Consider the following 18302-nt stretch of genomic DNA (forward strand, 5'->3'; position numbering starts at 1 on the left):
CGCGTCGACGACAGCTGTGGCCAAGTCGTCTCCGGGCCGGAACTCGGGAAGCCCGAGCACGGGAATGACTTCGATTGCGGCGCCGGGGGAGTGATCACCGGGAGAGTGATTTCTGTCGCGGCTTGCTTCGGTTCCGGGCTCGGTCACAGTTCGACTCCGGCGATCTCGAAAGCCGTGCGAACCATTTTGGCGGTCTCTTCGGGGGACGTCATCAAAAGTGGGATGCTTCGCACGTCCACCCCGTCGATGTCGGCCGTGTCACCTTCGTCGACGAGCCAGCCGTCGAGAATACCGTTGATCGAACGAGCTCCGTAGTGGCGACCGATCGCCTCCGAAGTCGTCTCGACCCCGATCACCTCGAGGCACTCGTCAGCCATGCCGCGCAACGGTTTTCCGCCGATGACGGGGGAGAGGCCGACAACCTTGGCCGCGGTTGTTCGCAGGGCACCGCGAATGCCGGGCACCGCGAGGATCGCGCCGACGCTCACGACGGGATTGGACGGTGCGATCAGCACGATGTCGGCACCGTCGATCGCCTCGACTACCCCTGGCGCAGGCTTGGCCTGCTCGGCGCCGACGTGAGCGAAGCTGTGCGTTTCCACCTGTGCCCGATGGCGTACCCACCACTCCTGGAAATGAATCGCCTTCTGCTCACCGTCTTCCGGATCGGTGATCACGACGTGTGTTTCGCTGCGGTCGTCGCTCACGGGAAGCAGTGCGACACCGGGATTCCAGCGATTGCACAACGCTTCGGTGATCGCGGACAACGGATATCCCGTGCGGAGCATCTGGCTGCGAATCAAATGCGTTGCGATATCGCGATCTCCGAGGCCGAACCAGTCCGGCTTCGCGCCGTACGCGGCGAGTTCTTCTTTCGCATTCCAGGTTTCGCCGGCGTGCCCCCACCCGCGTTCGGTGTCGATGCCGCCGCCGAGTGTGTACATACAAGTGTCCAGATCGGGGCAGATGCGCAGACCGTGCATCCACACGTCGTCCCCGACGTTGACGACGGCCGTGATGCGATGTGGGCCTTCGTATTTCTCGAGGGATTCACCACCGGCGATTCCGAGCGCGTTTTGAACACCTTGAAGGAAACGGGCCCCGCCGACGCCGCCAACCAATACAGTCACGTTCACGACAACAGAGCCTAGGCGGTCGGCGCGTCGTCGTGTCTGGCGGGCAGAAGGTCCCGTCAATTGAGGGCCGGAATACTAATGGATTCATCTCGTTTAGCTTGACCGCGACACGCTGGACGTGTGTAATCTCAAATGTGTCATTCCAACCGCTACTTGTGAGTTCACTTGCAGCGGGGCCGGTTTCGAACACAGTTTCGAACGGTCGACGGGGTGGGGTTGAAGATGGAGTGAAAATTCTGCGCTATTACAGGTGAGGAGGCGGAACGATGCCCAATGAAAATGTCGAGATCAGTTCTCTCGCAATGACAGTAAGCGACGAACCGCAGACCGATTCCCGAGCAGGCGCAGCAGAAGGTGCCTGCAGCAGTGAGTTCGACGGTATGAGTACTCGGCCAGTGCTGAGTCTCGTCACCGGCTTCGAAGAATTGTTCGACACCATCGAGGATCAGTGGCAGGAGCGTGCTCTCTGCGCGCAGACCGATCCCGAAGCGTTCTTTCCTGAAAAGGGAGGATCGACGAGGGAAGCAAAACGGATCTGCCTCGGTTGTGAAGTTCGTGACGAGTGCCTCGAGTACGCGCTCGCGAACGACGAACGGTTCGGAATCTGGGGAGGGTTGTCCGAGCGCGAGCGTCGGCGACTCAAGCGGGGGATCATCTGATCTGCTGCTGAATCGGTTCTGTCAGCGTCGGGGCTGACGGGCGGTCTTCGAAAGTCTGACCTGCAACGGGGAATTGCAGGTCAAGCAACGACTGTTTTGTTCTTCGTGTGGATTTACTTCTTCGTGTGACATCAGTTTTTTCGTCTGACAGTGCGTCAGTCCTCGTCGGGCAGTATCAGTCCTCGTCGGGCAGCGTGGGGTCGATGACCTGTGGGTCGACGCCCAGATACGTGCCGACTTGATGGACCAACACGTCGTGCACCAGATCCGTGAGTTCTTCCGGATCCTTCGCTCGCTGCTCCAATGGGCGGCGAAACAGCACAATTCTTGCGCGAGTCGTATTTCCGTGACGGTCGATTCCGGCCGGAATCAGTCGTGACAGTGGAACCGGGCCGTCTGCGATGACCTCCGGCGGCCATGTGACGGACTCCGGATCGTGCGCGTGAATCTTCGGAACTTCGTCCACTGCGATGTCGAGTTTCGTCAGCCGGTCGTGCCATGCGAGGTCGACGGGAGAGAAGGCGTCGAGCACCAGGAGATCGAACTTCTCCGCGCGGGTACGCCTGGCGGGCACCTCCGGGGGAAGTAGCGGTCCGCGCAGGCCACGGCCGTGTCGCTCGATGGAACGAGTGGTGACCGAGCGTCGGCGGCGGGCTTGTGGCATGGCGCCAGATTACGACAGGAGAAACTGCTCGGTGTGTCCGAGTAGGTTCCGGACGTGGGGAGGGCTAGGCTCCGTACCTGTGAGATCTCTGCGTCGCTGCTGCCGCCCCGGGTGCAAGAACCCCGCCGTCGCGACGCTTACGTATGTCTACTCGGACTCCACTGCGGTTGTCGGGCCGCTGGCAACCGTCGCCGAGCCCCATTCATGGGATTTGTGTGACACTCACGGCTCTCGAATCACCGCCCCCAAGGGGTGGGAACTCGTCCGCCACGAAGGCGGATTCGCGTCGAGTACTCCCGACGAAGACGATCTGACCGCTTTGGCTGAAGCTGTACGTGAGGCCGGTCTCGGAGATCGCAGCAAGTCCAACGTCGATGCAGATGAGGACATACGTCCCGCAGCTCCGAGTACTGCCCGTACAGGGCGTCGTGGACACCTACGCGTTCTGCCCGACCCGTCCAACTGACGCGAGATTCGTCGCCGTAGACGCTAGGCTCGACCGAGTACTTCCACACCCGAGTACTGCGAATCTCCGGACGCCATGCGCCCGGACGTTCCCGTCTGTGAGGGTGCATGCACAAGGAGAGTTTTCAGTGGGGCGAACAGCCGAGTCGGTTGCTGCAATCATCAAGGCGTACGACGTACGCGGTGTGGTCGGTGAGCAGATCGACGAAGATTTTGTCCGCGACGTCGGTGCGTCGTTCGCCCGCCTGGTCCGCGACGAGGCCGGCGCCGCCACGACGGTTGTGATCGGCTACGACATGCGCGCATCGTCGCCCACACTGTCTTCGGCTTTCGGTGACGGCGTGCTTGCTCAAGGGCTCGACGTCGTCTACATCGGATTGGCGTCGACCGACGAGCTCTACTTTGCATCCGGTTTGCTGAACTGCCCGGGCGCGATGTTCACGGCGAGCCACAATCCCGCCAAGTACAACGGCATCAAGATGTGTCGGGCCGGCGCCAAGCCGGTCGGTCAGGACACCGGCCTCGCAGTCATCTCCGCCGAGGTCGTCTCGGGTGTTCCCGCGTACGACGGACCGGCAGGCACCGCCAGCACCAAGGACGTCCTCGAGGAATACGCGAGCTACCTCCGCGGATTGGTCGACCTGGCTGCGTTGCGCCCGCTGAAGGTCGCAGTCGATGCAGGCAACGGTATGGGCGGCCATACCGCGCCGGCCGTATTCGGGCCGATGCCCCTCGACGTCCTGCCGCTGTACTTCGAGCTCGACGGCACGTTCCCCAACCACGAAGCCAATCCGCTCGATCCGGCCAACCTCGTCGACCTGCAGGCCTACGTGCGCGAAACCGGAGCGGACATCGGCTTGGCGTTCGACGGTGACGCGGACCGTTGCTTCGTCGTAGACGAGAAGGGCGACCCGGTCTCGCCGTCCGCGGTGACGGCACTTGTCGCCAAGCGCGAACTCGCGAAGGAACCGGGCGCGTCGATCATCCACAACCTGATCACGTCACGGGCAGTGCCCGAACTGGTCGAAGAACTCGGCGGCGTCGCTATTCGTACCCGAGTCGGCCACTCGTTCATCAAGCAGGAGATGGCCGAGACCGGTGCGGTGTTCGGCGGCGAGCACTCCGCTCACTACTACTTCCGCGACTTCTGGGGCGCCGACTCCGGCATGCTCGCGGCGCTGCACGTACTCGCCGCACTGGGCGAGCAGGATCGTCCGCTCTCCGAGTTGATGGCGGAGTACACCCGCTACGCGGCCTCGGGCGAGATCAACTCCACCGTGGCTGACGCGGCAGATCGTACGGCCGCTGTACTGGCGGCATTTGCCGACCGCACCGAGTCGGTGGATCGCCTCGACGGTGTCACGGTCAGTCTCGAGGGAAATGCCTGGTTCAACTTGCGCGCGTCCAACACCGAACCACTGCTGCGACTCAACGTCGAAGCACCCACGTCCGCCGATGTCGACGCATTGGTGAACGAAATTCTGGCGATCGTCCGGGCTTGAATCCGAGTCTGATCGGTTTGTCGGTGAGCCGAAGCCCTGGGATAGTTGGGGGACTATCTCAGGAACGACGGCCTCGGGAACGAGGGCTTTGCCACCACGGACCGCGTGGAGCTGGAATGCTGGATGGTGCGGGAACTGCTAACGGAGAAGGGGGTGCGGTGAGATGACAGCGCCGATGCCGCTTCTCGACCTCGACGACAGCGAGGGTTTGTCAGCTGCCGATTCGGAGGGGCTACTGCGGTCTGTAGCCATGGGCGGCGCACAGATTCGGGCCACCGCGTCGGCCGTCGGTGAGGGTGTGATCTCCCGATTGGCCGGTCTGCGTCCGCGCAGCGTCGTACTGATCGCCGGCGCGGGTGGCGCCCGGCACGGAGCCAGGATCGCGCTTGCTCTCGTCGGAGATTCGGTCGGTTGCCCGCTCCTCGTTCTCGACCGGACGCCGTCGTGGGCCGGGCCGTTGGACGTGATCGTCGTCGCCGGTGACGATGCCGGTGATCCACGCCTCGTCGAATCCGTTGACAGTGCCGTACGCCGCGGCGCCGAGGTTGTTGTCGCCGTTCCCGACGAGGGGCCCATGCGAGCCGTGGCGGCCGGGCGCACCATGCCCTTGCCACCGCGGCTCTACGCCTCGCCCCGGCACACGATGACGCGGTTCCTCGCCGTCTTCCTCGCGGTTGCCGCCGAAATCGAGGGCAAGGGATCGATCGAGGACCGTTCGGCGGTGCTCGGTCGAATCGCCGACGCAGTTGATGCGGAGGCGCTGCGGGACGGACCGGCCAACGAGGTATTCCACAACCCGGCCAAGTCGTTGGCCACCAGGATGAGCGGCCGACGAGTCGTTCTGTGTGGAAGTGGTTCCGTGACAACAGCACTCGCAGAGTTCTCGAGCGTTGCGCTGATGAGCTCCGGCCTGAACGCCGCTGCCGCCGAGATGTCCGAGGTGATTCGTTCGGCGCGGGCACTGTTCGCGCCGGACGCAGCTTCACGTGATTCGGTGTTCCACGACCCCTTCTTTCACGATCCGCAACTCGACGGCGCGCTGCCGACCCCGCCGGCGCGGGCGTTCGTCTTCGCGACCGAATCCACGCGCGGGGAGGCGAGGCGCCGGATGGACGCACTGGCTGACGCCGACCTGGTGGTCGCGGCAGACGAAGACCAGACCAACGTGGTCATATCGGAGATGGAGCAGGTATTCGTGTTGGCGTCTCGAGTAGACATGGCCGCGGCGTACGTGCAGTTGACGGGCGGTGCGAAGTAAGTGCGTGAACTCGAAGGTGCACTTCGTTCTTACGCGTGGGGCTCGCGAACGGCAATTGCCGAACTACGCGGTCTTTCGACTCCGTCGAATCATCCCGAAGCGGAATTGTGGTTGGGCGCGCACCCGGGTGACCCGGCGCGCGTGATCACCGAATCCGGAAGCGAGTCGTTGCTCGAGGTCCTGCACCGCGAACCCGAACGCGAACTCGGCCGCGAGAACCTCGAGACATTCGGTGAGCGACTCCCATTCCTGCTCAAGCTGCTTGCGGCGGAAGAACCGCTGTCGCTTCAAGCGCACCCCAGCGCCGTTCAAGCCGACGAGGGTTTTCGTCGTGAGAACGCAATCGGCGTTCCCATGGAATCGCCGATTCGCAACTACAAGGACGGCAGCCACAAGCCCGAACTCGTTGTCGCGCTGAGCAGATTCGAAGCGCTTGCCGGATTCCGCGAGCCGACGCGGACTGTCAAACTGCTGCGCGCTCTGGCCGTCGACGAGTTGGAGCCGTACATCGGTCTGCTCGAAGGCCAACCCGATTCCGACGGACTGCGGGCGTTGTTCACGACATGGATCACGCTGCCGTCCACGGTGCTCGGGACCTTGCTCCCTGCCGTACTTGCCGGGTGCATCACCTACGTCGCGCACCACGACGCCGAATTCGTGACCGAGATCCGCACCGCGCTGGAATTGAGCGAGGCGTACCCCGGCGACGCCGGTGTTCTGGCGGCACTGCTGCTCAACCGCGTCACCCTCGAGCCCGGCCAAGGACTGTTTCTCGCTGCCGGCAATCTCCACGCGTATCTCCATGGACTCGCGGTCGAGATCATGGCCAACTCCGACAACGTGCTGCGCGGTGGGCTGACACCGAAGCACGTCGACGTGCCCGAATTGCTGAGGGTTCTGGACTTCGTCGGGGCCGATATCGAAGTGCTCGATCCGGCCCCGTCATCTGGATCAGGTCAGTCAGGATCAGGTAGATACGAGTACGTCACGCCGGCGCCCGAATTTCGTTTGACGCGTCTGGAGTTCGACGCGAATTCCACGGACATCGTCGTCGACGCTTCAGGCCCGCGGATTCTGATCTGCACCGACGGCGCGGTCACTGCGACGTGCGGCACTGACACTCTCGACCTCGATCGAGGCCGAGCGGCGTGGATCGCTGCCGACGAGCCCGCGATACACCTGAGCACACGGACCCCGACTGCGCAGGTTTTCAGTGCCGTAGTCGGAAACTAGGAGACATTGTGTCGGCTCATGGTGGCAAGAAGGCAATTCTGGCGGCCCTCGGAGCCAATGCCGGAATTGCCGTAGCCAAGTTCGCCGGATTCTTGATCACCGGATCGTCGTCGATGCTCGCCGAATCGGTGCACTCGGTGGCCGACACGTCCAATCAGGGTTTGCTGCTCCTGGGGCAGAAGAAGGCAGAACGTGACGCGGATCAACTGCACCCGTTCGGCTACGGGCGCAACCGATACTTCTATTCGTTCGTCGTTGCACTGGTGCTCTTCACCCTCGGTTCGCTGTTCGCGATCTACGAAGGTATTCACAAGATTCAACATCCGGAAGAACTCAATTCGGCTTTCGTGGCAATCGCTATTCTTGTCATAGCGATTTGTCTGGAGGGCTACAGCTTCCGGACCGCAGCGAAGGAATCACGACCGCTCAAGGGAAATGCGTCGTGGTGGAACTTCATCCGAACCTCTCGTAGCCCGGAACTCCCGGTTGTGCTGCTCGAGGACACCGGCGCATTGATCGGTCTCGTCCTTGCACTCGGCGGCGTCGGTCTCACGATGGTGACCGGAAATCCGGTCTTCGACGGCATCGGAACTCTGTGCATCGGTGTCCTGCTCGGCATCATCGCGGTCATTCTGATCATCGAAATGCAGTCGCTGCTGATCGGTGAGGGCGCAACGGCGGTGGAGACCGAACTGATCCTCAACGCCCTGGTCGACGGAACTCGTATCGAACGCGTCATTCATTGCAAGACGCAGTACCTCGGTCCCGAGGAGATCCTTGTTGCTGCCAAGGTTGCGGTGCCGATCGGATCGACGATCTCGGACGTGGCGACGGCGATCGACGAGGCCGAGTCTCGCGTGCGCGCTGCAGTGCCTGCGGCGCGGGTGATCTACCTCGAGCCGGACCTGGATCGTCTCAGCGCAGGAGATCGCCCTGAAACAGATCTACAGGCTCCCGACAAACCCTGAACAAAGCTGCGCCTGCGGGCTTAGGCTGATGCCATCTCTCTACTTGCCCATGGTGGGACCTGCTGGTCCCCAGCAAGGAGGCGGCAATGGCTGTCAAGGACGAGCAGGCCGGATCTGGACGGTCGAAGCTGTTTCGAACCAAATCGATCGAGCAGTCCATCAAGGACACCGACGAGCCGGAAACCAAACTCCGGAAAGAACTGAACTCGTGGGATCTCACGGTGTTCGGTGTCGCAGTCGTCATCGGTGCGGGCATCTTCACACTCACGGCTCGGACGGCGGGAAATGTCGCCGGGCCGTCGGTCTCGCTCGCGTTCGTCATTGCCGCCATCGCCTGCGGACTGGCAGCGCTGTGTTACGCCGAATTCGCGTCGACGGTCCCGGTTGCCGGAAGCGCGTACACGTTCTCGTACGCGACGTTCGGCGAATTCGTCGCCTGGATCATCGGCTGGGATCTCATCCTCGAATTCGCCTTGGCGTCTTCGGGGGTCGCCAAAGGCTGGTCGCTGTACCTCGGCGAAGTGATGGGCTCACGCAGCCCGATCGTCGAGTTGGGGCCGATATCGTTCGACTGGGGTGCGGTGCTGGTGATCGCTGTCATCACGATCCTGCTCGCGACCGGCACAAAACTCTCGTCGAGGGTGTCACTGGTGATCACGGCGATCAAGGTCGCGGTGGTGTTGCTGGTGATCATCGTCGGTCTGTTCTACATCGACACCGACAACTACTCGCCGTACATTCCGCCGTCGGAGCCGGGCTCGACGGGAGAGGGCATCCACCAGTCGTTGTTCTCGTACGTGACCGGGGCCGGTGGCAGCACGTTCGGGTGGTACGGATTGCTCGCGGCAGCCAGTCTGGTGTTCTTCGCGTTCATCGGCTTCGACGTCGTCGCCACGACGGCGGAGGAGGCGAAGGAGCCGCAGAAGGCGCTGCCACGCGGCATCCTGGGTTCTCTCCTGATCGTCACGGTTCTGTACGTGGCGGTGACACTGGTGCTGACGGGGATGGTGAAATACACCGAGCTCGAGGGCGATACCTCCAACCTGGCAACGGCATTCGCTTTCCACGACATCACGTGGGCGAAAAACGTCATCTCGTTCGGCGCTTTGGCCGGTCTCACGACAGTGGTGATGGTGCTGATGCTCGGGCAGACCAGGGTGCTCTTCGCGATGGCACGCGACGGTCTGATGCCACGACGCCTGGCACCGACCGGCAAGCACGGAACCCCTGTGCGGATCACGATCTTGGTCGGCGTCGTGGTCGCGGTGCTCGCCGGCGTTTTTCCGATCGGCACCCTCGAGGAAATGGTCAACATCGGCACACTGTTCGCTTTTGTTCTCGTGTCGTTGGGGGTTCTCGTGCTTCGTCGGACGCGGCCGGACCTACCTCGCGGGTTCAGGGTGCCACTGGTCCCGCTGATCCCGATCCTGGCTGTCCTCGCGTGTCTCTGGTTGATGTTCAACCTGTCGGTGGAGACCTGGATGAGGTTCGTGGTCTGGATGGCCCTCGGCGTTGTCATCTACTTCGCCTACAGCAGGCAGCACTCGTTGATCGGGAAGCGTGAACGCGGCGAAATCGAGTAAATGTACAAAGATTGTAATTTGTCTATCAATTGTACAAAATCAGTAGTACTGTCTACCTCATAGTGAACTGACTCACAGTTTTCGGGTCGGTCCGAATCGAGGAGGTAGACCGTGTCGACGCACGTGGACTCGCAATCCGGCCAGACGCTCCCGCCCGAGCAGTGGCGTGACAAGAAGAGATACCTCTGGCTGCTCGGCCTCGTGCCGCCGACGGCGGTCTTCATCGCCGTCGGATTGGTCGCGTTGTTCAACAGTCTCGGATGGAATGCGGTCTCGCCGGTGTGGTGGTGGATCGGGCCGCTTCTCGTCTACATCCTGCTCCCGATCCTCGACATCTTCTTCGGCCCGGACGGCGAGAATCCGCCGGACGAAGTGATGGAGCGCCTCGAGAACGACAAGTACTACCGGTATTGCACCTACATCTACATACCGTTCCAGTTGGTCAGCCTGGTCCTGGCCTGCTACCTCTGGTCGGCGACCGATCTGTCCTGGCTCGGAATCGACGGGGGACTTGGGCTGATCTCCAAGATCGGTCTGGCGATCAGTATCGGTTGTGTCGCAGGAATCGGGATCAACACCGCACACGAGCTCGGTCACAAGAAGGACGATCTCGAACGCTGGTTGTCGAAGATCACTCTGGCGCAGTCGTTTTACGGCCACTTCTACATCGAGCACAATCGTGGACACCACGTGCGCGTCGCCACGCCCGAGGATCCGGCGTCGTCTCGCTTCGGTGAGAGCTTCTGGACCTTCCTGCCGCGCAGTGTGTGGGGATCTCTGCGCTCGTCGTGGTCCCTGGAAAAGGCCAGACTCGATCGACTGGGTAAGAAGCCGTGGACAATTCGCAACGACGTCCTGCATTCGTGGTTGATGTCCGTCGTACTGTTCGGTGTCCTCGTCGCCGTCTTCGGCCTTTCGGTACTGCCGTTCCTGGTGCTGCAGGCCGTGTTCGGATTCTGTCTGCTCGAAACCGTCAACTACCTCGAACATTACGGACTGAAGCGTCGTCGTCTGGACAGCGGGCGGTACGAGCGTGCAGCACCGGAGCACAGTTGGAACAGTGATCACATCTGCACCAACATCTTCCTGTATCACCTCCAGCGTCACAGCGATCATCACGCGAACCCGACGCGTCGTTATCAGACGCTTCGAAGCATGGACGGTGCGCCCAACCTGCCCAGTGGGTACGCGAGCATGATCATCCTCGCCTACGTTCCACCGCTGTGGCGAAAAGTGATGGATCCCAAAGTCCTTGCGCACTACGGCGGCGACATCACCCGCGTCAACGTTCAGCCGTCCAAGCGTGATCGCATCCTTGCTCGGTACGGAGCAGCGTGATGAGCAGGTATCGATGCCCGGTCTGTGAATACGTCTACGACGAATCGAAGGGTGCACCACGAGAAGGGTTTCCGGCGGGCACGCCGTGGGATGCCGTGCCGGACGACTGGTGCTGTCCGGACTGCGGCGTGAGGGAAAAGCTGGACTTCGAGCCGATGCCGGCAACGGCGGGGAGTGAATCATGAACGACTACAAGCTGTATCAGTGCGCGCAATGCGGCTTCGAGTACGACGAGGCAGTCGGCTGGCCGGAGGACGGTATCGAACCGGGCACTCGCTGGGACGACATTCCCGAAGACTGGAGATGCCCGGACTGCGGGGCGGCGAAGAGCGACTTCTTCATGGTTGAGGTCGAACGACGGTGAGATGCGTCGGCGTCGAACGGACCTAGGTGCGGCGGTAGTGTCGTCACCATGACTTCGACGCCCACTCGTCTGCCGCAGAAAGAAGCGTCGCGCCTGCTGCTGCGTACGTCGGTGCTCGATTCGATGCGTGAGTTGTTGACCGAGCGCGACTGGTCCGAGGTGACGCTGACGGTTCTGGCCAAGCATGCCGGTGTGAGTCGTCAGACGCTCTACAACGAGTTCGGCTCGAGGCAAGGGCTTGCCGAGGCGTACGCGCTTCGCCTTGCTGACGGCTTCGTCGACGCGGTGGACGAGGCCATGGTGGCGAACGACGGACGTGCAGTCGAGGCGTTGACGGCGGGTTTCGGATCGTTTTTCGCCTCCAGTGCAACCGACCCGTTGGTGATCTCTCTGCTCACCGGTGAGGCCAAGCCGGACCTGCTTCGCCTGATCACCACCGACAGTGCGGTCATCATCGAGCGCGCGTCGTCGCGGCTTGCGGAGAGTTTCCAGCGAGGGTGGATTCAGGCGTCACCCGCCGACGCCGGAATTCTGGCCAGGGCGATTGCGCGTCTCGGGCTGAGCTACATTTCGATGCCGCCGGAGTCCGAGGCTTCGGTGGCGGAGGATCTGGGCATACTGCTCGGGCCGTTCATCGACGTGGCGCGCGAGGGCCGCGCAGTAGAGGGGCGGGCGGGAGAGGGCGTCTAACCGATAGCCTGGTACACCGATAGGCTTGTGCAGAGTATGCACGTCAACCAGGAGAGGCAGATGACGACCTCAGTTTCAACAACGCCCGTGGCCGAGAGCCGTAACGGCATCGACTTCAAAGTTGCAGATCTTTCGCTCGCGGAGTTCGGTCGCAAGGAAATCCGTCTGGCAGAGCACGAGATGCCCGGCCTCATGGCGCTTCGTCGCGAATACGCAGAGGTGTTGCCGCTCAAGGGCGCTCGCGTTTCCGGCTCGCTGCACATGACCATTCAGACCGCGGTGCTGATCGAGACGCTGACCGCGCTCGGCGCCGAGGTCCGCTGGGCTTCATGCAACATCTTCTCCACGCAGGATCACGCTGCCGCCGCCATCGTCGTCGGTCCGCACGGCACCCCGGAAGAGCCCAAGGGCGTTCCGGTTTTCGCCTGGAAGGGTGAAACCCTCGAAGAGTACTGGTGGGCAGCCGAGCAGATGCTGACCTGGCCGGGTGAGCCTGCCAACATGATTCTCGACGATGGCGGCGACGCCACCATGCTGGTGCTCAAGGGCGCACAGTTCGAGAAGGCCGGCGTCGTCCCGCCGACGGACGACGACCAGGATTCCGACGAGTACAAGGTCTTCCTTGCACTTCTGCGTCAGTCCCTCGAGTCCGACAAGGGAAAGTGGACGGCAATCGCCGAGTCCGTCCAGGGCGTCACCGAGGAGACCACCACGGGCGTTCTGCGCCTGTACCAGGTTGCCGCTGCCGGTGAACTCACGTTCCCCGCTATCAACGTCAACGACTCGGTCACCAAGAGCAAGTTCGACAACAAGTACGGCACGCGCCACTCGCTGCTCGACGGCATCAACCGCGGCACCGACGTTCTGATCGGCGGCAAGGCTGCGCTGGTCTGCGGTTACGGAGACGTCGGCAAGGGTTGTGCCGAGGCACTTCGCGGCCAGGGCGCTCGCGTCGCGGTCACCGAGGTCGACCCCATCAACGCCCTGCAGGCGCTCATGGACGGCTTCGAGGTCAAGACAGTCGAGCAGGCCATCGGCTGGGCCGACATCGTGATCACGTCCACCGGTAACAAGGACATCATCACGTTCGAGCACATGAAGGCCATGAAGCATCAGGCCATCCTGGGCAACATCGGTCACTTCGACAACGAGATCGACATGGCCGGCCTCGAGAAGTCCGGCGACGTCACGCGGATCAACATCAAGCCGCAGGTCGACGAGTTCACGTTCGCCGACGGCCACTCGATCATCGTGCTGTCCGAAGGCCGCCTGCTCAACCTCGGCAACGCGACGGGCCACCCGTCGTTCGTGATGAGCAACAGCTTCTCCAACCAGGTCATCGCGCAGATCGAACTGTGGACGAAGCCGGACGAGTACGACAACGAGGTCTACCGCCTCCCGAAGCACCTCGACGAGAAGGTCGCCAAGATCCACGTCGAGGCACTCGGTGGCACGCTGACCAAGCTCACGAAGGATCAGGCAGAGTACATCGGCGTCGACGTCGAAGGCCCGTACAAGCCCGAGCACTACCGCTACTGACCCGGTGATTCGTCGCTGAGGATGTAGCGTCCGCCGTCCCCCGGTCTGCGCAAGCAGGCCGGGGGATAGGCTTGTCCGCCGTGGGAACACTGGTGGCATTGGAAGGCCTCGACGGCGCTGGAAAGCGAACGTTGATCGGCAAAGTGGAGAGCGAACTCCGCCGCGGCGGCACGTCGATCGCGACTCTGGATTTTCCGCGGTACGGGAAGTCGATCCACGCGGATCTTGCTGCCGAGGCACTCAAAGGATCGCACGGAGACCTGGCTGAATCCGTGAACGCGATGGCAGTCCTGTTCGCCCTGGACCGCGCGGGTGCGGCGGATCGGATCTCGGACCTGTTGTCCGCCAACGACATTGTTCTCCTCGACCGCTACGTGGCGTCCAACGCCGCCTACAACGCGGCGCGCGCGCATCAGGGCGTGGACGGCGAGATGGTCGCCTGGGTCCGTGAATTGGAGTTGGGTCGACTCGCTCTTCCCGCTCCCGATCTGCAGTTGTACCTCGACGTACCGGTAGCGCTGGCCGAGCAGCGTGCCCGCTCGCGTGAGGCCGAGGACGCGTCGCGTCAGCTCGACGCCTACGAGCGCGACGGCGGCCTGCAGGCCAGAACCGGTGAGCTCTACAAGCAGTTGGCAGCGACGGACTGGGTCTCGCCCTGGTGGATCGTGGGGCCGGAGACGGACCCGGCCGAACTGGCGCGCAGGCTCGCGGATTTCGCGTGATCGGTCACCCTTGCGGCCGGGATTCGAACTTTCCGGCACAGTAGAGGGAAAGACGCGGCACGCCGCACGGCCTCGTAACGGTCTGATTCATCGCTCCGAGATGCAACGATAGGGATATGAAACCAAGGATTCTGGTTGTCGACGACGACACGGCACTCGCCGAGATGCTCACGATCGTGCTGCGTGGTGAGGGTTTCGATCCCTACGTGGTAGGCGACGGAACCCTGGCGCTCGCGGCAGTGCGTGAGACCCGGCCCGACCTCGTCCTGCTCGATCTCATGCTTCCCGGAATGAACGGGATCGACGTATGCCGAGTTCTGCGTGCGGATTCCGGCGTGCCCATCGTGATGTTGACGGCCAAGACCGACACCGTCGACGTCGTACTCGGCCTCGAATCCGGTGCGGACGACTACATCATGAAGCCGTTCAAGCCGAAGGAGCTGGTGGCGCGGGTGCGTGCTCGCCTGCGCCGCACGGAAGAGGAGCCGGCCGAGCTGCTGAGCATCGCCGACATCGTGATCGACGTTCCGGCACACAAGGTCAGCCGCGGCAGCGAGCAGATCTCGCTCACACCACTAGAATTCGACCTGCTGGTCGCATTGGCGCGCAAGCCGCGCCAGGTGTTCACCCGTGAAGTCCTCCTCGAGCAGGTGTGGGGATACCGCCACGCCGCCGACACCCGCCTGGTGAACGTGCACGTTCAGCGTTTGCGCGCCAAGGTCGAAACTGATCCCGAGAATCCCGAAGTGGTTCTGACGGTCAGGGGGGTCGGCTACAAGGCCGGACCGCCGTGAGCGGAGTTTCCAGGTGGCGTCGTCGTCTCAACCGACGGCTGACGCCATTTCTGCGGTGGTGTCACTCGATGAGCAACACCCTCGCGCACACGTGGCGACGCTCGCTCCAACTGCGAGTGGTCGTCTCGACTTTGACGTTGTCCTTGATCGTCATCGTCATTCTCGGTGTCGTGCTGACCAGCCAGATCACCGATCGGCTGTTGGAAACGAAGATCACCGCGGCGACCGAGGAAATGGACCGAGCCCGCGGCATCGTCGAAGACCAACTCGCGGGCGTCGACGATTCGACGGCGCTCAACGTTCAATTGGAAAGCGCTGCATCCGGACTGACGAGCCGTCGAAACCAGACCTCGGGCCAGGCCTCCGGGTCGGCCGGCACCTTCGACCCGGTGCTCATCGTGCCAGGGGACGGGCCGCGCCAGCCGACGAGTTCGGGACCGGTCGATCAGATCCCCGACAACCTTCGCGAGTTCGTCAAACGCGGCCAGATCAGTTACCAATTCGCGACGGTGTCCAACCCGAACGGTTACTCCGGTCCAGCGCTGATCATCGGTAGCCCCACCGCGTCGTCGATATCGGGACTCGAGCTGTACCTGATCTTCCCGCTCGCCAGCGAAGACCGGAGTCTGTCGCTTGTTCGAAGCGCCCTGCTGATCGGTGGAGCCGTGTTGCTGGTGCTCTTGGCGGCGATTTCGCTGTTGGTTGCCAGGCAGGTCGTGCTTCCTATCCGATCGGCCTCACGAATCGCGGTGCGTTTCGCAGACGGCCGACTCAAGGAACGAATGCCGGTCCGCGGCGAGGACGACATGGCGCGCCTGGCCATGTCCTTCAACGAGATGGCCGAGAGTCTGTCCAAACAGATCACCCAGCTGGAGGAGTTCGGCAGTCTCCAGAAACGCTTCACCTCCGATGTCAGCCATGAACTGCGCACACCTCTGACCACGGTCCGGATGGCAGCCGACCTGATCTACGACGGCAGCGAGAACCTCGACCCGATGCTGCGTCGGTCGTCGGAACTGCTTGTCGCCGAGCTGGACAGGTTCGAGGGACTTCTGGCGGACCTCCTCGAGATCTCCCGCCACGACGCCGGTGTCGCGGAACTCGCATCCGAACAACTCGACGTGCGTATGTGTGCGCGAGCGGCCGTTTCCACAGTTCGCCATCTCGCCCGCGAATCCGGCACCGAACTGATCGTGGACATGCCCGACGAGCCCGTCATGGCAGATGTCGATCCGCGCCGCGTCGAACGCATCCTGCGAAATCTCCTGGCCAACGCCATCGACCACGGTGAGGGGAAGCCGATTCTGCTTCGCCTTCGCGCCGACGACAATGCCCTCGCCTTCATCGTCCGCGACAGTGGCGTCGGGTTGCGTCCGGGCGAGGAGAAGTTGGTCTTCAACCGGTTCTGGCGATCGGACCCGTCCCGCGTGCGCCGCAGTGGCGGCACCGGACTCGGCCTCGCGATCAGCGTCGAAGACGCGAATCTGCACGACGGCAAGCTCGAGGCCTGGGGCGAACCGGGAGTCGGCGCCTGCTTCCGGCTGACGCTCTCGCGCACCCGTGGCAAGAAAGTCGTGTCGAGCCCACTGCCTCTCAAGCCGACGACCACAAAGTTCGTCCGCACGCCGAGCGAAGCCGACATCGTCGCCGATACCGTCGGCGAGGTCACGTCGTCCCTGCCGACTCCGCGCGAATCGGACTCGCGGAACGAGTCCAACGGTGGGGATCGATCATGATCGGAACCCGCCGCCGTCTGGCACTTCTCGCAACAACGCTCAGCGTGCTGTTGCTGACCGGCGCGTGCGCGAGTTTGCCGGAATCCTCTTCGCCGCAGGCAATCGGAACTCTGGCAACCGCTGTGCCCGGAACCTCCGTCGAATCACCGGCCTCGGGGCGAGAGCCGGACCTGCTGGTACGTGACTTCGTCAAGGCGAGTACCGATCCGTCCAACCGGCACGCCGCAGCCCGTCAGTACCTGACCAAGGACGCTTCGGCGCGTTGGGACGACGCGGCAAGTGCTGTCATCGTCGACAAGGTCGATGTGCTCTCGGTTTCTCGAACCAGCACCGAAGCCGTCTACACGATTCGTGTGAACAAGGTCGGTCGCCTCGACCCGGGAGGACTGTACGTTCCCGAAGAGGGCAGCTTCGAAGCGAGGATGACCCTGGCGTTGACCGACGGCGAATGGCGGATCAGTGATCTGCCTCCCGGCGTGATCATGGAGCGTCCGCAGTTCCTCGGCGCTTACCAGCGGAAGTCGTTGTTCTTCCTCGACCCCACCAGCCAGACGGTCGTCCCCGATCTTCGCTGGATCTCCGGCGGGCAGGACCAGGTGGCGGCTCAGCTGATCGGTCTGATGATCGACGGACCGAAGGCAGCGCTGGCGCCGGCTGTGCGAAACGAACTGGGCAATGGCGTGTCGGTGATCGGTCCGATCACCAAGGCCGACGGTAAGCCGGGACAGGTCGGAGTCGGTCTCGGGGGTGTGCGCATCAACTTCCGCCTTGACAACCCGATGGATGCTGCCACTCGCGGTTTGTTTGCAGCACAGGTCATTTGGACGCTCGCCAACGCCGATGTGGCAGGGCCGTACGTTCTGGAGATCGACGGCGAACCGCTGGACGCGGCTCATGCCGACGGCTGGACCACCGCCGACGTCGCATCCACCAACCCACTGGCCACCACGAGTGCAACCGTCGGACTGCATGCACTGCGCAACGGTTCACTGGTGAGTGTCACCGAGCAAGAGGCGACTCCGGTGCCCGGTTTCGCGGGCAATGCGGGCAACCTCACGGCGGCTGCTCTCTCACGGGACGGCAAGTTGGTGGCAGCCGTCGCGGACACCGCTCGGCCGGATCCCGGCACAAGATTCGACTTGTCGCTCGGGACATACGGCGAAGGGTCCGTTCCGGTACTCGAAGGCAGCGCCATCACCAGGCCTTCGTGGGAGTTGGACAACAACGCGGTCTGGACGGCTGTGAACGGCAATACCGTCGTTCGGGTCGTCCGTGAACCAGGCACCGGCCGGGTGTCGGTCACCAACGTCGACGTCGGGGCCTTGACGTCGGTCGGTTCCACGATCTCGGAACTGCGTCTGTCGCGGGACGGCGTGCGAGCGGCGATGATCATCGACGGCAAGGTCTACCTGGCTGTGGTCGTGCGCACCGCCAGCGGGGTCTACGCCCTGACGAGTCCACGCGCAGTGGCCTCCGGCTTGGGTAGTACCGCGCTCTCACTCGACTGGAGCAACAGCGACACCATCGTGATCGCGCGCAGTGGAGCCGACATACCGGTCGTCCAGGTCGCGATCGACGGCTCACGAATGGACGCGCTGCCGAGTGGAAACCTGACCGCTCCCGTCACCTCCGTGGATGCGTCGCCGACCAC

The 18302-nt window shown here is 63.0% G+C and carries 18 protein-coding genes; 16 read left to right on the forward strand and 2 right to left on the reverse strand.

Annotated elements, in window-relative coordinates; genetic code table 11:
* Window positions 1–143: 143 nt before the first annotated feature.
* Complete coding sequence (gene cofD / locus A2J01_RS09405; protein ID WP_003940958.1) at window positions 144–1136, reverse strand: 2-phospho-L-lactate transferase; 993 nt, start codon at window positions 1134–1136, stop codon at window positions 144–146.
* Between the two features lie 380 nt (window positions 1137–1516).
* On the opposite strand from cofD, the gene A2J01_RS09410 reads away from it, so the two are divergent.
* Window positions 1517–1795 carry a WhiB family transcriptional regulator gene (locus tag A2J01_RS09410; RefSeq protein ID WP_020907098.1) on the forward strand — a complete coding sequence of 93 codons (279 nt, stop codon included), beginning with the start codon at window positions 1517–1519 and terminating at the stop codon, window positions 1793–1795.
* 175 nt (window positions 1796–1970) lie between these two features.
* Here the strand turns inward: A2J01_RS09410 and A2J01_RS09415 are convergent, their stop codons facing one another.
* Window positions 1971–2459 carry a metallopeptidase family protein gene (locus A2J01_RS09415; RefSeq protein ID WP_003940797.1) on the reverse strand — a complete coding sequence of 163 codons (489 nt, stop codon included), beginning with the start codon at window positions 2457–2459 and terminating at the stop codon, window positions 1971–1973.
* A gap of 79 nt (window positions 2460–2538) precedes the next feature.
* Between A2J01_RS09415 and A2J01_RS09420 the strand changes: the two genes are divergently transcribed.
* From A2J01_RS09420 to lpqB, 15 genes are all read left to right on the forward strand, one after another.
* Window positions 2539–2925 carry a DUF3499 domain-containing protein gene (locus tag A2J01_RS09420; RefSeq protein WP_007731177.1) on the forward strand — a complete coding sequence of 129 codons (387 nt, stop codon included), beginning with the start codon at window positions 2539–2541 and terminating at the stop codon, window positions 2923–2925.
* Between the two features lie 127 nt (window positions 2926–3052).
* Window positions 3053–4426, forward strand: a complete 1374-nt coding sequence (locus tag A2J01_RS09425) for a phosphomannomutase/phosphoglucomutase (protein WP_003941022.1) — start codon at window positions 3053–3055, stop codon at window positions 4424–4426.
* A gap of 163 nt (window positions 4427–4589) precedes the next feature.
* Window positions 4590–5684, forward strand: coding sequence for a hypothetical protein (locus tag A2J01_RS09430; RefSeq protein ID WP_030535017.1), 1095 nt, complete (start codon window positions 4590–4592; stop codon window positions 5682–5684).
* Window positions 5685–6917 carry a mannose-6-phosphate isomerase, class I gene (gene manA / locus A2J01_RS09435; protein ID WP_064112580.1) on the forward strand — a complete coding sequence of 411 codons (1233 nt, stop codon included), beginning with the start codon at window positions 5685–5687 and terminating at the stop codon, window positions 6915–6917. It begins immediately after the preceding gene.
* A gap of 8 nt (window positions 6918–6925) precedes the next feature.
* Window positions 6926–7885, forward strand: a complete 960-nt coding sequence (locus tag A2J01_RS09440) for a cation diffusion facilitator family transporter (protein ID WP_003940794.1) — start codon at window positions 6926–6928, stop codon at window positions 7883–7885.
* Window positions 7886–7971: 86 nt separating this feature from the next.
* Window positions 7972–9468, forward strand: a complete 1497-nt coding sequence (locus A2J01_RS09445; RefSeq protein ID WP_064112581.1) for an amino acid permease — start codon at window positions 7972–7974, stop codon at window positions 9466–9468.
* A 111-nt stretch (window positions 9469–9579) separates the two neighbouring features.
* Window positions 9580–10806 carry an alkane 1-monooxygenase gene (locus A2J01_RS09450; protein WP_030535014.1) on the forward strand — a complete coding sequence of 409 codons (1227 nt, stop codon included), beginning with the start codon at window positions 9580–9582 and terminating at the stop codon, window positions 10804–10806.
* A complete protein-coding gene (locus A2J01_RS35035; protein WP_082900830.1) occupies window positions 10806–10991 on the forward strand; it encodes a rubredoxin in 186 nt (61 codons plus the stop codon). Before A2J01_RS09450 ends, A2J01_RS35035 begins: the two co-directional genes overlap by 1 nt.
* Window positions 10988–11170 carry a rubredoxin gene (locus tag A2J01_RS09455; protein WP_064112582.1) on the forward strand — a complete coding sequence of 61 codons (183 nt, stop codon included), beginning with the start codon at window positions 10988–10990 and terminating at the stop codon, window positions 11168–11170. The genes A2J01_RS35035 and A2J01_RS09455 overlap by 4 nt, the downstream gene beginning before the upstream one ends.
* 48 nt (window positions 11171–11218) lie before the next feature.
* Complete coding sequence (locus tag A2J01_RS09460; RefSeq protein WP_003941024.1) at window positions 11219–11860, forward strand: TetR family transcriptional regulator; 642 nt, start codon at window positions 11219–11221, stop codon at window positions 11858–11860.
* 60 nt (window positions 11861–11920) lie between these two features.
* Window positions 11921–13399 carry an adenosylhomocysteinase gene (gene ahcY / locus A2J01_RS09465; protein ID WP_003940766.1) on the forward strand — a complete coding sequence of 493 codons (1479 nt, stop codon included), beginning with the start codon at window positions 11921–11923 and terminating at the stop codon, window positions 13397–13399.
* A gap of 80 nt (window positions 13400–13479) precedes the next feature.
* Window positions 13480–14121, forward strand: coding sequence for a dTMP kinase (locus A2J01_RS09470; RefSeq protein ID WP_064112583.1), 642 nt, complete (start codon window positions 13480–13482; stop codon window positions 14119–14121).
* A gap of 116 nt (window positions 14122–14237) precedes the next feature.
* On the forward strand, window positions 14238–14915 hold the full coding sequence (mtrA, locus tag A2J01_RS09475) for an MtrAB system response regulator MtrA (RefSeq protein WP_003941013.1): 678 nt from the start codon (window positions 14238–14240) through the stop codon (window positions 14913–14915).
* Window positions 14912–16651 (forward strand): MtrAB system histidine kinase MtrB, encoded by a 1740-nt coding sequence (gene mtrB, locus A2J01_RS09480; protein ID WP_064112584.1) that lies wholly within the window; start codon window positions 14912–14914, stop codon window positions 16649–16651. Before mtrA ends, mtrB begins: the two co-directional genes overlap by 4 nt.
* Window positions 16648–18302 (forward strand): MtrAB system accessory lipoprotein LpqB (gene lpqB / locus A2J01_RS09485; RefSeq protein ID WP_064112585.1); only part of this gene is annotated, 1655 nt, incomplete at its 3' end. The genes mtrB and lpqB, both read left to right, overlap by 4 nt.

This window comes from Rhodococcus sp. EPR-134, assembly GCF_001647205.1.
Classification (GTDB): Bacteria; Actinomycetota; Actinomycetes; order Mycobacteriales; family Mycobacteriaceae; genus Rhodococcus_F; species Rhodococcus_F qingshengii.

Coding starts and splice junctions, on each gene's coding strand:
- A2J01_RS09410 (WP_020907098.1), top strand. CDS start 1,517: ATGAGTACTCGGCCAGTGCTGAGTCTCGTCACCGGCTTCGAAGAATTG.
- A2J01_RS09415 (WP_003940797.1), bottom strand. CDS start 2,459: ATGCCACAAGCCCGCCGCCGACGCTCGGTCACCACTCGTTCCATCGAG.
- A2J01_RS09430 (WP_030535017.1), top strand. CDS start 4,590: ATGACAGCGCCGATGCCGCTTCTCGACCTCGACGACAGCGAGGGTTTG.
- A2J01_RS09445 (WP_064112581.1), top strand. CDS start 7,972: ATGGCTGTCAAGGACGAGCAGGCCGGATCTGGACGGTCGAAGCTGTTT.
- A2J01_RS35035 (WP_082900830.1), top strand. CDS start 10,806: ATGAGCAGGTATCGATGCCCGGTCTGTGAATACGTCTACGACGAATCG.
- A2J01_RS09455 (WP_064112582.1), top strand. CDS start 10,988: ATGAACGACTACAAGCTGTATCAGTGCGCGCAATGCGGCTTCGAGTAC.
- A2J01_RS09460 (WP_003941024.1), top strand. CDS start 11,219: ATGACTTCGACGCCCACTCGTCTGCCGCAGAAAGAAGCGTCGCGCCTG.
- ahcY (WP_003940766.1), top strand. CDS start 11,921: ATGACGACCTCAGTTTCAACAACGCCCGTGGCCGAGAGCCGTAACGGC.
- mtrA (WP_003941013.1), top strand. CDS start 14,238: ATGAAACCAAGGATTCTGGTTGTCGACGACGACACGGCACTCGCCGAG.